Annotated in this window: 14 protein-coding genes; 13 read left to right on the top strand and 1 reads right to left on the bottom strand. The window is 41.8% G+C overall.

Features of this window, described 5'->3' with window-relative positions:
- Positions 1 to 906 precede the first annotated feature (906 nt).
- The 4 genes from HWQ43_RS32700 to HWQ43_RS32685 all read left to right on the top strand — a co-directional run bounded on the left by HWQ43_RS32700 (position 907) and on the right by HWQ43_RS32685 (position 6606).
- Complete coding sequence (locus tag HWQ43_RS32700; protein WP_292741373.1) at positions 907 to 2721, top strand: iron uptake porin; 1815 nt, start codon at positions 907 to 909, stop codon at positions 2719 to 2721.
- A 531-nt stretch (positions 2722 to 3252) separates the two neighbouring features.
- Positions 3253 to 4902, top strand: a complete 1650-nt coding sequence (locus HWQ43_RS32695) for an FAD-binding protein (RefSeq protein ID WP_292741372.1) — start codon at positions 3253 to 3255, stop codon at positions 4900 to 4902.
- On the top strand, positions 4899 to 5228 hold the full coding sequence (locus HWQ43_RS32690) for a 4Fe-4S binding protein (RefSeq protein WP_292741371.1): 330 nt from the start codon (positions 4899 to 4901) through the stop codon (positions 5226 to 5228). The genes HWQ43_RS32695 and HWQ43_RS32690 overlap by 4 nt, the downstream gene beginning before the upstream one ends.
- Before the next feature lie 325 nt (positions 5229 to 5553).
- A complete protein-coding gene (locus HWQ43_RS32685; RefSeq protein WP_292741369.1) occupies positions 5554 to 6606 on the top strand; it encodes an ABC transporter substrate-binding protein in 1053 nt (350 codons plus the stop codon).
- Here HWQ43_RS32685 and HWQ43_RS32680 read toward each other — a convergent pair.
- On the bottom strand, positions 6577 to 6915 hold the full coding sequence (locus HWQ43_RS32680; RefSeq protein ID WP_292741367.1) for a hypothetical protein: 339 nt from the start codon (positions 6913 to 6915) through the stop codon (positions 6577 to 6579). The genes HWQ43_RS32685 and HWQ43_RS32680 overlap by 30 nt on opposite strands.
- Positions 6916 to 7027: 112 nt before the next feature.
- On the opposite strand from HWQ43_RS32680, the gene HWQ43_RS32675 reads away from it, so the two are divergent.
- From HWQ43_RS32675 to HWQ43_RS32635, 9 genes are all read left to right on the top strand, one after another.
- Positions 7028 to 8509, top strand: coding sequence for an amidohydrolase family protein (locus tag HWQ43_RS32675; RefSeq protein WP_292741366.1), 1482 nt, complete (start codon positions 7028 to 7030; stop codon positions 8507 to 8509).
- A 101-nt stretch (positions 8510 to 8610) separates the two neighbouring features.
- Positions 8611 to 10092 (top strand): amidohydrolase family protein, encoded by a 1482-nt coding sequence (locus tag HWQ43_RS32670; RefSeq protein WP_292741364.1) that lies wholly within the window; start codon positions 8611 to 8613, stop codon positions 10090 to 10092.
- A gap of 179 nt (positions 10093 to 10271) precedes the next feature.
- Positions 10272 to 11453, top strand: a complete 1182-nt coding sequence (locus HWQ43_RS32665; RefSeq protein ID WP_292741362.1) for an acyl-CoA dehydrogenase family protein — start codon at positions 10272 to 10274, stop codon at positions 11451 to 11453.
- A 149-nt stretch (positions 11454 to 11602) separates the two neighbouring features.
- Positions 11603 to 12424 (top strand): class I SAM-dependent methyltransferase, encoded by an 822-nt coding sequence (locus HWQ43_RS32660; RefSeq protein WP_292741360.1) that lies wholly within the window; start codon positions 11603 to 11605, stop codon positions 12422 to 12424.
- A gap of 513 nt (positions 12425 to 12937) precedes the next feature.
- On the top strand, positions 12938 to 13939 hold the full coding sequence (locus HWQ43_RS32655; protein WP_292741358.1) for an aliphatic sulfonate ABC transporter substrate-binding protein: 1002 nt from the start codon (positions 12938 to 12940) through the stop codon (positions 13937 to 13939).
- A 161-nt stretch (positions 13940 to 14100) separates the two neighbouring features.
- The gene (locus HWQ43_RS32650) at positions 14101 to 15207 is read left to right on the top strand and encodes an aliphatic sulfonate ABC transporter substrate-binding protein (protein WP_292741356.1); all 1107 of its coding nucleotides are present in this window, start codon (positions 14101 to 14103) and stop codon (positions 15205 to 15207) included.
- A 37-nt stretch (positions 15208 to 15244) separates the two neighbouring features.
- Positions 15245 to 15649, top strand: a complete 405-nt coding sequence (locus HWQ43_RS32645) for a TauD/TfdA family dioxygenase (RefSeq protein ID WP_292741354.1) — start codon at positions 15245 to 15247, stop codon at positions 15647 to 15649.
- 499 nt (positions 15650 to 16148) lie between these two features.
- Positions 16149 to 17237: a sulfonate ABC transporter substrate-binding protein gene (locus HWQ43_RS32640; RefSeq protein WP_292741352.1), complete on the top strand. Its 1089-nt coding sequence runs from the start codon at positions 16149 to 16151 to the stop codon at positions 17235 to 17237.
- A gap of 213 nt (positions 17238 to 17450) precedes the next feature.
- Complete coding sequence (locus HWQ43_RS32635) at positions 17451 to 18491, top strand: aliphatic sulfonate ABC transporter substrate-binding protein (protein ID WP_292741350.1); 1041 nt, start codon at positions 17451 to 17453, stop codon at positions 18489 to 18491.
- Positions 18492 to 18799: the final 308 nt, after the last annotated feature.

Raw genomic sequence — 18799 nt, 5'->3', positions numbered from 1 at the left:
TCAATTATCTAGTGTAGTGTCCTTTTCAATAGTGCCACCGTGGTTATCAACCTACTTAGGCTTAGTAGCAGCGAAAGCTTTATTAAGCTGTTGTGCATACAAGTTGCACAATTTAAATTGTGGGTAAGAACTTCAAACCCTCTCCCCTGCGATCTCAACGTGTAAATTAAGTACTTAACAGCTTAGTCTTGTATCGGCGTCTTTTTGTCCGCTATTCGCCTTTAACCGGGTTTACGATTATTTTGATGGCAATTTTCTGCCTCGGATCTGTGCAGTTAGTTCAGTGTTGGCATTTGAGGCGAATATATAGGGCGCATCTACGAAGAAAAAGTACTAGGTCTTGCATTGTACCAAGCTCTATGCAAAGATAATCCTACAAATGTACGGCAAGTCGATAGAACTATCGTACTTAGCTAACAATTGATGCTGTCAAAATATAGCTGATTAGAAAATAGTGTTTTCAATTAATGTTAATTGGCAAATAATCACTTGAATCTAAATCAAGCTTGAGTCGATGTCAGTAGCCATTGGTGAACTTTGTACAGCATAACCCAAAAAACGGATTTTAGGATGTCTCAGAAGTGTTAGTTCATATAGTGTGTGGTTGAGTTTCCCTTAAAAGTAGAGAAGTCTTTGCTAAAGCAGTTATTGTCTGATTCCAGACGTTTTTAGGATTTTTTTAAACGTCAAAATTCCTAATTGGCTGCGAATTTTGAATTGGACATTCAACTACTTAGTACCGATTTCGATATTTATCAGAATTTTGTGCTTTTTTCAGCGGCTAAAGCTTTGGTGGAGCTATGTTCTAATCGTTTGCTAGAAACATTAGAACAATGATTTGTCTTGTCTTTTAGTTCCAATGAAGGGCTAATTTATTCATCTTTAAGGTTGAGGAGTTAAGGAGTCATGTCGAAATTTCGCTGGAATTATAGATCCATAGTGTTTCTGCTTTCGATGCTAGATATTCTAGCTATCCTGGTAATTCATCCAGCTAAAAGCCAGGCTGAATTACCTAAATCTGATGTATCTACTATTGAAGTAGAAAAGAACAAAGCTCCAGAAGCAGTTGTCAATCAAACAGTAGATACTTCAGTTGCACCAGTCACTCTTAAAAAAGCTCCAAACGATCTCCGAGATCGAGTGACACCTGTCTCGCAATTGTTGCAAGTTGCACCACCGACTAACCAAAAAGCTCCAAATAATGGAGCAGGGCAAGTGACATCCGTCTCGCAACTATCAGATATTAAGCCTACAGATTGGGCATTTCAAGCATTACAGTCTCTAGTTGAGCGCTACGGTGTAATTGCAGGATATACAGATGGTACATTTAAAGGCGATCGCTCCCTAACGCGCTATGAATTTGCAGCTGGGTTGAATGCAGCTTTAGATCGCCTCAATGAACTAATAGCGACTTCGACAACAGATTTAGTCAAACGTGAAGACTTGGATACCATCAAAAAACTACAAGAACAATTTTCTCCAGAACTCGCTCAACTTCGGGGACGCGTAGATAGCCTGGAAGCACGAAGTGCGAAGTTAGAATCAACTCAGTTTACGACCACAACCAAACTTATAGGTCGATCTCAGATTGTCCTTGGCGAAGTTATAGCAGGTAATAACGTCGTCACCAAGAGACCAGCACCTCACAATGCCACACTTCAAGGTTCAACTTCTTTACGGTTAAACACCAGTTTTAACGGTAAAGATTCGTTAGGTATAACAATAGGAGGTGGAAATATTGAATCACTGGGACAAACAAGAGCTGGATTATTGGGAACTTATGAGGGGAGAACTGCTGATAACTCCAGTATTACTTTTGCACGCAACACTATTATTCTCAGTGGTGTCCGCTATCGGTTTCTACCTTTTCCACAGACCCAAGTCAACATTTATCCCTTGTCCGATGGAGCTAGTGAGATAGGTCTTTCTGGGCCCATTAACCCATATTTTGAATCGTCTTCTGCGACTGGTGCTAATGGGATTTCACGATTTTCACGACGGTCTTTGGTCTATAACTATGGAGATAGTGGCCCTGGAATTGCTATACTCCAGGGATTAGGCAAACAGGTTCAATTCGGGATAGCGTACAGCGCACCAAATGGTGGTAATCCCACAACTAATAACGGCTTATTTACAGGCAGATATTTAGCTTTAGCACAGTTAATATACTACTCCGGTAATAGGAATTTTCGGGTGGCTGCAACTTACGTTAATACCTATAGCCCACCAAATACTCTAGGTTTTAGTGGAACAAATTTCGGGCCAGCAGTCGGGAGTAACCTGGTAAACAGCACCGTGCCTGGAGTAGCAACTCTAGGCAACCTTTATGGTCTACAGGCGTTCTATCAAGTTAATTCCAAGTTGGCAATCAATGCCTGGGTAAGTTATGGGGTACACCGTTATTTAGGACGCGGAGATGCTGAAGCTATGGATTGGGCCGTAGGACTGGCATTCCCGGATCTTTTTAGTGAAGGTGCTTTAGGGGGGATTTTAGTTGGTATGGAGCCAAAACTCATCAGTCTTAGTAATAATGTAAATTTGGGAAAAGGTCTAGGACAAGCGGACAGAGATACTTCTCTGCACGTTGAGGCATTCTACCAATATAAAATCGGAGATCATATTGAGGTTACGCCAGGTTTGATCTGGATTACTGCACCTGATTCGGATGCCAGCAATCCTGATAGTTTATTTGCTTGGGTTCGTACTGTTTTTAGGTTTTAACCTTTGACACTCCCCGGACTGATTAAACTTTGCTTATACTCGTTTAATCAAAAGTCCGGGGATTCTTGAGTCTTAAGGGAGCGGCTTCACTCGCAAGTAGAGACACATTAGCGCCGCAAGACAAAGCCCAATCCAATTTTGCGTCTCTACTATCTAGACAAAACCGATTAGAAAATTTTATTTAACTACGGTAAGCTTATTGAAATTAAGTATTTTGTGAATAAAAATTGGAAAATCTCACAAAAGACGGTAAAAAGCAAGTTCTTGAGGAAGATAACTCAATTGATTTTACATAAATTTACATTTAAAGTTGTTTGGTAAAATGCTTGCTTTTTGTCGAAAACTGTGAAAAGCTTTATCTATACTTTAAACTACGGTTCACCGATCAAGATAAAGTATTTATGTGGTATCAAGCAAGTGAGAACTTGTATTAAGGGATTCACAATTTCTAGATTTTTAAATATTTATTTTGCAGCATGGATGGGGCGAAAACTTGATGCTTAAGACTTTATAGATGGGGGGAAATGGTAGATGCTGAAGACGTTAACAAACGATTTTGAACTCGACTTAGAAGCAGATGTGCTTGTGATTGGAGGTGGGCCAGCGGGAACTTGGGCGGCATGGAGTGCTGCATCAAATGGAGCTAGAGCGATCCTTGTAGATAAAGGGTATTGCGGCACAACTGGATGCGCTGCTGCATCTGGAAATGGTGTATGGTATGTACCACCCGATCCAGAAGCACGGGAAACTGCAAAGGCGAGTCGGGAATCGTTGGGGGGGTTTTTAGCCGATCGCAATTGGATGGATCGGGTACTGAATCAGACTTATGCAAACGTTAATCAGTTAGCAGAGTGGGGTTATCCCTTCCCTACCGACGATGAAGGCAAACCCTATCGGCGATCGCTGCAAGGTCCTGAGTATATGCGGCTGATGCGGCGGCAAATTCAACGTGCTGGAGTCAAGATTTTAGACAATAGTCCCGCCTTAGAATTACTGGTTGATGACGATGGTGCTGTTGCTGGTGCAACAGGTGTGAACCGTCAGACTGGTGAGAAATGGATAGTGCGATCGCAGTCCACAATTATCGCAACTGGTGGCTGTGCGTTTCTCAGTAAAGCGTTAGGATGCAACGTCCTGACGGGGGATGGTTATCTGATGGCGGCAGAAGCAGGAGCCGAGATGTCAGGTATGGAATTCTCCAATGCTTACGGCATCTCTCCCGCCTTTTCTTCAGTTACCAAAACCCTGTTTTATAATTGGGCAACTTTCACCTACGAAGACGGTACTGTAATTCCAGGGGCAAGTTCTCATAGACGGTCAATAATTGCCCAGACATTACTGCAACAGCCAGTTTACGCCATCATAGACAAAGCGGCGGAATCGATGCGGCCATCTATGCGTTTAGCACAGCCCAACTTCTTTTTACCGTTTGACCGTGCAGGTATCGATCCATTTACTCAACGTTTCCCTGTGACTCTGCGCCTAGAAGGAACTGTGCGCGGTACGGGAGGAATTCGGATTGTAGATGAGACTTGTGCCAGTTCTGTACGGGGACTTTATGCAGCAGGAGATGCCGCTACACGGGAACTGATTTGTGGCGGATTTACTGGCGGTGGTAGCCATAACGCGGCTTGGGCAATATCTTCTGGCTATTGGTCAGGGAAATCGGCTGCTGAATATAGCCGCAGTTTGGGAGAATACAAAACTCAACGCCATGTTAAGGGTGTTGGAGAGGTAGGATTACAAAGTGGGAGCGATCGCTCTCAAACCTTAGCAACTGATGAAATTATTCAAGCAGTCCAAGCTGAAGTATTCCCTTACGAAAAGAACTATTTCCGTACAGAACAAGGCTTAACCGAGTCTTTGAGTAAGCTAAATCATCTTTGGCAAGAACTCCGCAGTAGCCAGGTAACATCAGAGAAAGAGCTAATCCGGGCGCGAGAAGCTACAGCGATGGTAGCCACAGCACGATGGATGTACAGCAGTGCTATTGAACGTAAAGAAACTCGTGGTATGCACAAACATCAAGATTATCCAGAACTTGATGTTAACCAGCAACATCACTTGATTAGTGGCGGATTAGATCAGGTTTGGGTAAAGAGTCAGCCGCTACTAAATACAGAAGATATTTCGCAATCCAAAATCGAAAATCCAAAATCCAAAATAGGGGTGGCAGTGTGATTGAGTTGGTCAGCGAGTCGCGGTGCATAGAATGTAATATCTGCGTGAATATTTGTCCAACCAACGTGTTTGATAGAGTACTTAATGCACCGCCAACCATTGCCCGACAGAGTGACTGCCAAACCTGTTATATGTGCGAATTGTATTGTCCAGTTGATGCCCTTTATGTCGCACCAGAAAGCGATGTGACGACTTCAGTCAACGAAGCAGAATTGGCAGAAGTTGGGCTACTGGGTAGTTACCGGGAAAACATCGGTTGGGGACACAAACGTACTTCAACAGCAAAAGCGGATCAAACATTCCAAATTTTGAAGCAGATGAAATAGTAACGCGATGTGCAACTTATTCTTAGAACCTTACCTCCATTCCTCTCCCCTACAGGGCTACGGTGTTACACAACTCGAATTACCCCCCTTAATCCCCCCTTGTAAAGGGGGGAAATAGGAAATCTAGTTCCCTCCCCTTTCCAAGGGGAGGGTTAGGGTGGGGTAAAATCCAGATTCATCAAGTATTTCAGACTTGTGTATACACCACAGCCCCCACAGGGAGAGAGGCTTTGATTCCTGCTCCCCTTCCCTTGTAGGGAAGGGGTTGGGGGTTAGGTCTAAGAGAAAGTTTCACACGGCGTATAGTACAGCGGAGAAAAAAGTCATGCTGTCGTTCAAAGTAGTAACAGGTTCTATCAGTAAAAATAAATTTACTTCCAGATTATCAACCTCAGTGGCTTGTGTCCTACTGCTAGTAACTACAGCATGTAGCCAAGGCGAAACTAAATCTGCTCAATCTATTGAGGCTGTTAATGTCAATAACACTGTTGCTGCATCCAATAATATTTCTACGCTGCGTATAGGTTATGTAGGTAGTTCAGAACCTACAGGGGCACTTGGTTGGGCAAAGAAAAAAGGAATTTTAAATCGTGAGTTGCAAAAAGCAGGATTTAAAAACATTACTTTTGCGCGATTTCCTAACGGGCCGGATCTAAATGAGGCGCTTGTCGCCGGACAATTAGATGTTGGTTCTTTAGGCGATACACCAGCGATAGTTTTGAAAGCTAGGGGTCAGGAAACCCGACTGTTGCGGATCAGCCAATTTAATACAACCGCCTGGTTAGTAGCGAAAAAGAATGGCCCGCGATCGCTTGCTGAACTTAAGGGTCAGAAAATAGCTACCCAAAAAGGCTCTTATATGCACCGATACCTGTTGGGTCTATTAGCTGAAGCTAAAATTGCCAAGGATGTAAAAGTTGTTCACTTGATGACTACTGAGGCAAAAGCGGCTTTAGAACGTGGTGATGTAGCAGCTTATGCAACCTCTAGCGATCTGGGGCCTTTTCTGAAATCACAAGGGTTCCCAGTGATTGATTCTTCTGCGAATCATAAAGGTCTTTCAGGGACATCATTAGTTGTAGCAACTGAAAGTTTTTTGGCAAAACAGCCTGATTTCCCACAGAAATTTAATGCAATTCTCACAGAAGCAGCGAAGGATTTAAAAGCTAATTCTGAAGAATATTATCAGTATCATGCTCAAACTACTAAATATCCCATCGATATTATAAAAGTATCGTTCCCACTCAAACAGGTATCAGAAGAACCATTACCAGCCGAGGGAGTGAAACTTTTAGAGGGAACAAAGAAATTTTTAGTCTCGCAGGGTTTAGCAAAGTCGGACTTTAAATTAACAGATTGGGTTGCTGAAGAAAAATAGGAAATGGGGAGTGGGGAGTGGGGGAGATGAGGAAGATGAGGAGGCAGAAATCAGTAACTTTTCTGAGCAAGAAAAACAAATTTCTGTAATTAAGTCTTTTAAAGGAGCAACTTTCAGGCTCAAAGGTGCAACTCCCAGGTTCAAAGGCTCAACTTCCAGGCTCAAAGGTGCAACTTCCAGGCTCAAAGGCTCAACTTCCAGGCTCAAAGGCTCAACTTCCAGGTTCAGAGGCTCAACTTGCAGGTTCAAAGGCTCAACTTCCAGACTTATAAACTTAGGACTTACGCAATAACTCTCTAAAACTCTCATTCCTTCGTGTCCTTTGCGCCTTTGCGGTTCGTTTTTCCATTATTTTGCGTAAGTCCTGTAACTTTCCGCTTCCCTCTTGACCAATACATTTGAAAATCTAGGTAAAATGACCATGACTATTGCACTAGACCGTCCACATAAAACCAAGTCTGCTCAAATCCGCGAAAAACTTGGTTATCCGATCATTGATACTGATGTACATACTCAAGAATTTCCCCCAGCATTCTTAGACTATTTAGAGCAAGTTGCTGGAACTGCGATCGCAGAGCGTTTTCAAGAGCATTTACCCGGTGCATCTCGCTCTAAATGGTTTAAACAATCTTGGGATGAACGTCGCACTTACCGCACCGCCCGCCCTCCTTTTTGGACTTGTCCCACTAACGATCCCCTAAATTTGGCTACCATTAGCTTGCCAAAGTTGTTGCACGAACGCTTACAAGAAGCTGGTACAGACTTTGCCGTTGTGTACCCCAACTTGGCAACGATGGCCCCACACATCGGTCATGAAGAAATGCGGCGGGCTGTTTGTCGTGCAGCTAATACTTACCACGCTGATATTTTCCGTCCTTATAGCGATCGCTTAACACCCATTGCTTCCATCCCCATGAATACGCCCGAAGAGGCGATCGCAGAATTGGAATATGCGGTGAAAGTGCTGGGACTTAAAGCAATTCAAATCCCCGGACATATCCGCCGCCCGATTCCCGCCTTCGAGAAGTATGGCGAAGAAGTAGCCAACGAAGCCATCTGGATTGACACCTTTGGTTTGGATAGTAAATATGATTACGATCCCTTCTGGGCAAAGTGCGTAGAACTGAAAGTTGTACCCACCACCCACTCTTCCGGTATGGGCTGGATCAATCGGCGTTCCATTAGCAATTACCAATACAACCATATTGGTCACTTTGCATCGGCTGCGGAAGCACTATGTAAATCTCTGTTCTTTGGTGGCGTAACTCACCGCTTCCCCACACTCAAGTTTGCCTTTTTAGAAGGAGGTGCAGCTTGGGGTGCTAGTTTGTACACCGATTTGATTTGGCATTGGGATACCCGCAATAAAGACCATTTGGTGGAAAACAACAATCCAGCCAATATCGATCGCGAAGAACTGTTAGAACTCTATACCCGTTATGGTGGCGAATTAGTACATGGTCGCTTGGATCAACTAGGTAGTGGTTTAGGTTTCCACGCTGAGTTATTATCTCCTCTAGAACCAGGTGATTTAGATGAATTCGCCGTTGCAGGAGTTACCAAGCCAGAAGATATTCGCGATCGCTTTTTGAATCACTTCTACTTCGGGACAGAATCAGATGATACCCGTGTAGCTCAAGCCTTTAACCGGAAAGCTAACCCTTATGGCGATCGCGTTAAAGCATTCTTGGGTTCCGATTCCGGTCATTGGGACGTACCTGATATTACTGCGATCGCTGCTAATACCTATTCAATGGTAGAACGCAAGATTATCACCGAAGAAGATTTGCAATATTTCCTGTCAATTCATCCCTTGGAGTTGTACACCAGCTTAAATCGTGACTTCTTCAAAGGTACGGCTGTGGAAAAAACCGCAGATGAATTTTTGGCTAGCAAGGTTTAAAAATCATTGTTCGTAGTAAGCACTTTAGTGCTGAAGAAAGCGCTGAAGCGCTTACTACATACCCAAATACCAAACATTTGAATAATTTAGGGTAAACTATCATGACGATCGCTCTTGACCGCCCACAAAAAACCAGGTCTGCTCAAATTCGGGAAAAACTTGGTTATCCCATCATTGATACCGATGTACATACCCAAGAATTTGAACCAGCAGTCTTGGATTATTTAGAACAAGTTGGTGGAACTGAACTTGTCGAACGTTTCAAAGAAAATTTACCAGGATCTTCGCGTTTTAAGTGGTACAAGCAAAGTTGGGAAGAACGTTTTGCTTATCGCACCAATCGCCCTAACTGGTGGGGTCGTCCCACAAAAAATACTTTGAATTTGGCTACTATTAGTTTGCCCAAGTTGCTGCATGAGCGCTTGCAAGAAGCAGGTACAGACTTTGCCGTTGTGTACCCTAACTTGGCAACAATGGCCCCGAATATCGGCAACGAAGAAATGCGGCGGGCTGTTTGTCGGGCAGTTAACACCTACCATGCAGATATTTTCCGCCCTTATAGCGATCGCTTAACACCCATTGCGGCAATTCCCTTGCACACTCCCGAAGAAGGGATTGAAGAATTGGAATATGCAGTGAATGTTCTGGGACTCAAAGCAATTCAAATTCCTGGTTACGTCCGTCGTCCAATTCCCGCCTTTGAGAAATATGGCAAAGAAGTAGCTAACGAAGTGGTTTGGATTGATAACTTTGGCTTAGATAGTGAGTATGATTACGATCCATTCTGGGCTAAATGCGTAGAACTGAAAGTTGTACCCACAACTCACGCTTCTAGCCAAGGTTGGACAACTCAGCGTTCTGTCACCAACGCCCAGTACAATCACATTAATCACTTTGCCTTTGCAGCCGAAGCATTATGCAAATCGCTGTTCTTTGGTGGAGTTACTCGCCGCTTCCCACAATTAAAGTTTGCCTTTTTAGAAGGCGGTTCAGCTTGGGGTGCTAGTCTCTACGCTGATATTATTTGGCATTGGGAAACCCGCAACAAACAACATTTGTTGACAAATAACAATCCTGCCATTATCGACAAGGAAGCACTTGTTGAGTTGTACACTCGTTACGGTGGCGAACTTGTAGATGGACGCTTAGATAAAATTGGTGACGGTTTAGGATTCCACCATCAATTATTGGCTCCAGAAAATCCAGGCGAACTCGACGAATTTGAACTAGCAGGAATTGAGAAGCCAGAAGATGTGCGCGATCGCTTCTTGAATCATTTCTACTTCGGTACGGAATCAGACGATACCCGTGTAAGCCAAGCATTTAATCGTGCAGCTAATCCCTTTGGCGATAGAGTTAAAGCCTTCTTGGGTTCAGACTCCGGTCACTGGGATGTGCCTGATATCACCGCCGTTACAGCCAACGCCTACTCAATGGCAGAACGCGAAATCATTACCGAAGAAGACCTCCGCTACTTCCTCTCAATCCATCCCTTGGAATTGTACACCAGTCTCAATCAAGACTTCTTCAAGGGTACAGGTGTTGAGAAAGCCGCAAACGAATATTTGGCGGCTAAGAAATAACTGTCATTGGTCATTAGTCATTTGTAAAGGACTAATGACCAATGACAATCACAACGTTCCATGTTCCATTTCCTCTGTTCACTTGTAGCGTGGGTCTTGCCCACTCTACATTTCTCTTAAATAACGTTTATTTGGATAATTTATTGGTTGGAAATCCCTAAAAGGATGATTTGTTGATTATGGTACTAGATATTACAAAACCAAAGGATTACGTTGACCTAGCAACTTCTCTATCCAAGGAACTTGCTCAATCCGCAGTTGAACGAGATGCTAAAGCTGGAGTTCCAGAAGAGGAAATTAATAAACTACGTGAAAGTGGACTGCTACCACTGATTGTACCCAAGCAATATGGTGGCATTGGCGCAACTTGGATTGATGCCTTAAAAATTGTTAGAAAACTATCAAAAGTAGATGGTTCAATTGGTCAGTTATATGGTAATCATCTCAATTTGACGGCTTTGGGTCACGTTTCCGGCACACCAGCCCAAAAGGAAAAATATTATAGAGAAACTGCTAAGAAAAACTTATTTTGGGCAAATGCCATTAATACAAAGGATAGTAGGCTGAAAATTAACCCGGAAGGTGAGAATTTTCGGGTTAATGGTGTTAAAAGCTTTGGTACAGGTATTTCCGTTGCAGACTATCGGGTATTCTCGGCTTTAGAAGATGGTGTAGAATTGCCCTTCATATTTATAATTCCCAAAGATAGAGAAGGGTTAGTTTCTAATCAAGATTGGGATAATATTGGGCAACGTCGCACTGATAGCGGTAGTTATACATTTAACAATGTCTTAGTAGAAAAAGATGAGATTTTGGGGCCACCAAATCCCCATGATAGTGCCTTCTCAACTTTTCTTGGTATTATTGCCCAGCTAACAAAAACTAACGTTTATCTAGGAATTACTAAAGGAGCCTTCATTGCTGCTCGTGAATATACTAAAACTACTACTCAACCGTGGATTACATCAGGGGTAGATAGTGCGACTCAAGACCCATATATTCTGCATCATTACGGAGACTTTTGGGTGGAAATTCAGGCTGCGATCGCTCTAGCCGACCAAGCAGCCGAGAAGGTACAAGCAGCCTGGGAAAAGGATGTATCGCTGACTCATCAAGAAAGGGGAGAAGTTGCGATCGCAGTTTCCGCAGCCAAGGCATTAGCTACCCGTGTAGGTATAGATATAACCAACCGCATCTTTGAAGTTACGGGAACTCGCGCTACAGCAACCAAATATGGATTTGACCGTTACTGGCGGGATTTGCGAACCTTTACCCTGCACGATCCTGTGGATTACAAATTGCGTGCGATCGGCGATTGGGTACTCAACGATCAGCTACCCGTAATCACCCAATATTCTTAGGGAATAGGGAGATGAGGAGGATAAACAATGCCCAATGCCTAATGCCCAATATTTAAGCTGTCTACTCGCTGTCTTGTAGGGTGGGCATTCTTTAATCTCCACCTTACTTACCTAAATCTAAAATCCAAAATCCAAAATCTAAAATTGATATGACTCAACTAAAAACACTTCCTACCTACGACCCAAGTTTATTTGAGGGAGCTGCTGAGGGCTACGCTCAATATAGAACCAAATACCCACCTGTTGTATTTGACAAACTAGCCGAAATATTTAATCTCAATGGTCAAGGACGACTCCTTGATTTAGGTACTGGCCCAGGATTAATTTCAATTCCTCTACGAACCCGATTTGAAGAAGTTGTGGCGATTGATCCCGATCCAGAAATGATTGCAGAAGCTAAACGACAAGCAGCAGCAGTCGGAGCAAATAATATTACTTGGTTAGAACAAGGAGCAGAGTTAATCGACTCTAGTTTAGGGAAATTTAAGTTAACCACTATTGGTAGAGCCTTCCATTGGATGGAACGCGAATTAGTGCTTGAACGCCTTTATGAATTGCTAACTGATAATGGTGCATTAGCACTGCTTAACACTGGTGACAACCCTTGGGAAAGCAATCTACCTTGGAAACAAGCTGCTGTTGGAGTAGTGAAAAAATGGTTAGGTGAAGAACGGCGGACTGGACAACGAGGACAAGGCACTCGTAAACCACTCAATCCTCCCCATGAAGTCGTAATTGGCAATTCGGCTTTTGCTCGTCAAGAAAACTATGAAGTGCCATTTGAAAAATCTTGGACTGTCGATAGCTATCTAGGCTATTTATACACTACAGCCTTCTCTCTGAAAATTTTCTATGGCGATAACGCTCCAGCATTTGAAAAGGATCTTAGAGAAGCGCTACTAGCAGTTGAGCCGTCTGGACATTTTACAGAAGAACTCAAAGCTACAATTTTAGTTGCTTGGAAGCACTAGCAAAATTGAACACGATTGAAGAAGAATTCAGAAGTCAGAATGGGCTACGCCCCGCTGCGCTAACAGGAGTCAGAATCAAAACGCCACAAATTTAAATCTTCCACTAGCACCCTCATGGAGTGGGCACTACTCACTCCACTTCCTAAATTTTTCCCTCTCAACTCTTAAATTCTCAATTCCTCGAGTCGTTATAGGGTGGGTAATACCCACTCTCTTTTCTATTTAAAAAATTCCCAAAAATTATTTTTATTTATTAAAAAAATGTTCTCCATGACACGTAAACATGATAAAAATGGTTTTTATAAAAGTGGTCAGAGTATCTATAACCAAATACATTCACATAAGCAAAATACCTTTATAGAGACGCGATTTATCGCATTGTGAAATATAAATTGTCTACTTTTTCAATCTGAATTACCAATAAAATTCAGTCTAAAAAAATCAAAACTAAAAATATCCACTTACCTCAAGAAATTACATTTAATCATGCTCATAAGCTACAGAAAGTCATGGTTGCCTGCGAATATAGCTCGTTATTTTTTGCTGGCGTTTACGACTTTTCTGTTAGTTACAGGCTGTAGCTCTCCAAGCACTCAAAGCAATAGTCCCCAAGTTGAGCCAACTACTGCAAGCTCAAAAAAACTAGAGGTTATCAACATTGGTCATCAGAGTGGTACACCAGGTCTAAACCTACTCAAAGCTCAGGGCTATTTGGAAAAGCGCTTTGCTGCTGATGGCATTGCTATCAAGTGGATAGAATTTCGAGGCGGCCCGCCAATGATGGAAGCAATGGCTGCAAACAGTGTTGATATTGGCAACGTTGGAAATCTACCACCGATTTTTGCTCAAGCTGGTGATAATCCAATTGTTTATGTTGCTGCAACTGGTTCCAACGCAGGCGCTCAAGCAGTTATTGTCCGTAAGGATTCACCAATCAAAACTCTTGCGGAACTCAAGGGTAAGAAAGTTGCGATCCAAAAAGGAACAGCTCTGCAATATTTGCTTTTGAAAGCTATAGCAAGTACCGGATTAACTCTCAATGATATTCAACCTGTTTACCTGACTATTCCAGAAAGTCAGGTTGCTTTTGAAAGTGCCAGGGTTGATGTTTTACCTACTAGCGATCCGTTTTATGCTCGGAAAGAGCGAGCAAATGAAATACGAGTCCTAGCCAAAGGTTCTGATGTCGCTCCTCAAAGAGCATACTATATCGCTACACGCAATTTTGCTGAAAATCACCCCGACTTAGTGAAGGTAATTTTGGAAGAACAAAGAAAAGTAGAAGAATGGGCTAAAGCTAATCCCAATGAAGTTGCTAATTTATTGGCAGCGCAAACTAGACAAGAACCAGGAGTCTGGAAATGGGCTTTAGAAAGGCGACCGATCTTAGGGGTATTTGATATAACTGATGAATTTGTCGCCGAACAACAGCAGGTAGTTGAACTTTTCTACAGTCAAAAGCTGATTCCTAAAACTTTTCAAATCAAAGATGCAGTATGGAAACCTAAAAGTTGATTTATTAAAAGAGAATTCAGAATGGGCTACGCCCCACTGCGCTAACAGAATTCAGGATTAACCAAGCTCTTCTCTCTTCTTATGAGAGTTCTTGTGATTATTTCATTCGGAATTAATCATAATCGTTTCAACCACCGATCGAGGAATAAAAATAACAACCCATGCCAGCTTTAAAAGGAAAGTTTGAATTCAGGAAAAACCAGAGAACAACGCGTCGTTCGTTGTTGTTTGCTTTGGGCTACTGCTTAATGCTATCGACAGTCTTATCGAGTTGTGGTGAAGCCAAAAATAACACTCAGCAGTCATCAGCTTCCCCTGAGTCTGTAGCTGCATCTAGCACTACACAGAAGTCAACTGAGAAGCAAGTAGTACGGATTGTACGTTCAAAACAACTTTCTGCTTTAGCAGTTTTAGAAAAACAGGGTTCCTTAGAAAAGCGATTAGAGCCTCTGGGTTTTAAAGTACAGTGGCCTGAGTTTGCGGCTGGGCCACAACAGCTAGAAGCATTGAATGCCAATGGACTGGATATCGCATCTACAGCCGAATCGCCTCCTGTATTTTCACAAGCAGCCGGAGCGCCTCTTGTTTATCTAGCTACTACACGCCCCAGTGGTAAAGCTATTTCACTTTTAGTTCCTGTCAACTCTCCGATTAAAAGTGTTGCCGATTTGAAAGGTAAAAAAGTAGCTTTCCAGAAAGCTTCTATCGGCCACTACTTATTAGTTAAAGCGTTAGAAGATGCAGGACTAAAACTGAGCGATGTCCAATCAGTTTTTTTAGCGCCGCCAGATGCAAATGCGGCATTTAGTCAGAACAAGGTGGATGCTTGGTATATTTGGGAGCCATTCGCTACCAGAAATGTACAAAATAAAATAGCTCGTGTTTTAGCCGATGGTGGGAAGTTACGGGATACTGGCAATTTTTATTCAACTTCACGCCAATTTTATCAGGCTCATCCTGATGTTATCAAAGTGTTTCTAGAGGAACTTGAAAAGGCAGAAATCTGGACTAAGGATCATCCCAAAGAAGTAGCACAACTACTTGCTCCTGTAACTCAACTAGATCCACCAACTCTAGAAATAATGCATAAAAAATATGACTATGGGTTGCTACCAATCACTGATAAAACTATTACTAAGCAACAGGAAGTTGCAGATAAGTGGTACAGCTTAGGTCTTATTCCTAAGAAGGTGAATGTTAAGGACGGGTTTTTGACACCCGAAGAATACGCCAAAATTACTCCTTCAGAGGTTTTAGCGAATAAGTAGTCATCCCCAAGAAGAAACTAAAACATAGGAGAATATTATGTCTACCTCGACTTTGACAAAAGTTAAAATTAGGTCTATTGATGCTCCTTTGGGAGCCATAGTTACCGATCTGGATGCTAGTCAACCGATCGCACCTGAAGTCATATTACAACTTAAAGAAGCTCTGCGCGATCGCCATATCTTAATTTTCAAAGACCAAAAGCTCTCCGATGAACAACTTTTGAACTTTTCTCTATATTTTGGCGCACTCTTTGTACCATCTGATGAAACTCCAGTATTGGCTTCTAAACCAGGAGAAACTCCGGTGGTGATTCCGATTTCCAATGTTGATGGTGGCTATACCGGTACTGGAGAATTAACTTTCCATTCCGATCACAAATGGACTCCTACCCCATCTAGTGGTTCGCTTCTTTATGCTTTGGAAATACCAACTCATGTTTGATTCTATATATTCTTAAGGCAGTCAAGAGTCAAGAGTTATTCTAGATTCTTGACTGATTAAACTTGTCTAAATATCATAGTATATGCTGATAAACAGAAATCATAAAAATCTTTCTTTTTTATTTAAAACAAGTGTTTATGAATACTTTATTTCAAAATTAACTTTGATAATATCTAAACTGAAATTGAGAGTTAATAGCACTCATTAAAAGCGCTACAACGAAAATTATTAAATTTAAATAGAAAAAATATTATGGCAATTTTCCAATTTTTGCAAAGTCTCATTTTGTCTATCAATAAGCCGCAACAATCAAAAACAAGCAAGACAAAGATAGTATATAAGCATAGCCTAAATACTAAACCTATAAAAGCAAAATATAAAATTGACAATAAACATATATCTAAGACGTTCTCTTCGAGACGCTGCGCGTAGCTTGCTTCTCTGTAAGAGTATGCTGATGTTTTTATATGAGTAGTTAATTAAAAATTGAGGTGCAAAAATGTTTAATAATTTTGTGAAACCTAAGACAACAATAATCAGTAAGATAGCCTTATTTGTAATACCTGGTTTTGTAGCTTTATCTACTACTTTAGTAAGTTGTACGTCAACTGTATCTAACACAAATACAGGAACTGAACCGAAAGCAGAACCAGCAGGGGCTAAGACTATAACTTTTAAAACAAAATTACTGCGAATAGGATATCAAAGCTCTGGTGATTTAGTTAGAGTCAGAGGAGTTTTAGAAAAACGTTTGGAGCCTTTGGGCTTAAAAGTAGAGTGGTCACAATTTGCTCAAGGACCACAACTTATGGAGGCGATGAATGTGGGCAAAATTGACATTGGCTCAGTTGGAGAAACGCCTCCGATCTTTGCCCAAGCTGCGGGTGCAAAAATCATCTACTTAGCTGGGAGAAGACTTGGCCCTAATTCTGGTAAAGGTAGTGCGATCGCAGTTCCGAAAGGTTCTCCAATTAAGACTTTAGCTGATATCAAAGGTCAAAAAGTAGTCTTTCAAAAAGGTTCTGCTTCTCACTATTTTATCATCCAAGCCTTAAAAGAAGTAGGTTTAAAATATAGTGATATTCAAGTTTTGAGTATGCCCAATGTCGAAGCCCGTGGTGCATTTATTCAGGGCACTATTCCAGTTTGGGTAACTGGCGATCCTCATTTAGCTTTGGTAGAAAAACTCCACGGTGCGCGTGTGCTGAGAGATGCAACCAATATAGGTACTCCCGGCGGATACTATGTAGGAACACGAGAATTTGCTAAGGAAAATCCCGAATTAGTTCGCATCATTTTAGAAGAAATTGATAAAAATGGTCAATGGGCAGAAGCGAATCGTAAAGAAGTCGCCAAACTCATAGCACCTGTACTCAAAATTGATTTACCCATTCAGGAAGTAATTTCTAGCCGTGCTACTTATCGCTTAAGAGGAATTACCCCAGAACTAATGCAAGCCCAGCAAAGCGTTGCTGATTTGTTCTATAACGAAAAAATCTTACCCAAAAAGATTGATGTTAAAGAAGCATTGCTCACGCCTCAAGAATATGCAGCTATTACTCCACCGACACTGATAAGTGAAAAGTAGAGAATAATCAAACATGAAGTTTGTTTTTTTAAACAAACTAGAATACCAATTTACTAAATGCACTAGGAGATTTGTTGAATTAGCATAATCTCAATTTTTCACCATAATTTGGTGTTCTAGGAGGTTTAAATCATAGCTTCCTATAATCTTACTTGCTTTTGAAAGTAAGACTGACAACCTAAAAGCTAAAACTTCCGAGGAAAATCATAACTGATGAACAAGTCATTTCAACCACAACGCCGTACAGTCTTAAAGCGTATTTTCCAATATTCAGCATTGGGACTGTTTACTTTATTATCTCCCTTTGCAGGTAGCCTTGTGCAAACCACCCAAGCGCTGCCAAATGCTAAAGTAATTAACTTAGCTTATCAAAGTTCTGGCGATCTTGTAAAATCCAAAAAAGCTGTTGAGCCGCGTTTCAAAGCATTGGGTGTAACCGTGAATTGGGTTGGGCCATTTGCAGCAGGGCCGCAATTGATAGATGCGCTGAATAAAGGCCAGGTGGATATCGGTAATGTCGGAGAGACACCTCCAATATTTGACCAAGCTGCACGCCCAGGTATCATTCCTGAAGTTGTCTATCTGACTGGACGCACGCCCAGCGATGGTAGCAACCAAGGTATTGTGGTGAAAGCTAATTCTCCCATTAAGAAAGTAGCGGATCTTAAAGGCAAGAAAATTGCTTTTCAAGTAGGTTCTAATGCACAGTATTTACTAGCGAAAGCTTTGAAAGAGGTAGGGTTAAAAGTTAGCGATATTCAAGTCGTTGCTTTGACTCCACCTCAAGCCCGTGACGCCTTTATTCAAAACAAAGCTGACGCCTGGGTGGGTAGCGATCCCCTTTTAGCTGCTGTGGAAAAAGATATCCCGATTCGGATTCTGAGAAATGCAGCAAGAATTAACACTCTTGGTGGATTTTATATTGGCAGGCGGGGATTTATCACCCAAAATCCGCAATTGGTGCGAGTGTTTTTAGAGGAAGCACAGAAGGTAGGTGAGCAGGCTGAAAAAAACCCAAGCGATTATGCCAAAATTTTAGTTGATGAACAGAAATTAGATCCATCAGTTGCACAAAAGGTGGCAAGCCGTCGTACTTATAAATTGAGAAGACTGACACCTGCTATCATTGCCGAACAGCAGAGCGTTGCTGATTTTTATTTTCAAGAAAGAATCATCCCGGTTAAGATTGATGTCAAACAAGCAATTCTTGCTCCTCTAGTATATAAAGCTATCCTTCCTGACAATATCAAGTAACGGTAAGCAGGTAGAGGCAGATTTATTCAGCTTTTAACTTGGCTGGCTCTATTGGTTTGGCAAGATGCTTGTGAAATCATGCTGAAAATATTTTTTTCCGTTAATTTCTCCAGCATTTGGATGAAAGTAACTAATACACTGTAGCAGAAGTTTGCCTAACTTTAACAAGGGGCTTAACAAGTTGCTCAACCAACTTGTTAAGCCTATTGTCTGGTTAATTGAGATGGATGGTAGGTGGATTAGCAAAAACAGAGGAAGGAACAAGCGATCGCAAATATTTTTACAGATATGATTTAGAACTGAAGGTA

It is taken from the genome of Nostoc sp. JL31 (assembly GCF_017114965.1).
Classification (GTDB): Bacteria; Cyanobacteriota; Cyanobacteriia; order Cyanobacteriales; family Nostocaceae; genus Nostoc; species Nostoc punctiforme_A.
This window is presented reverse-complemented; position numbering and strand designations above follow the sequence as displayed.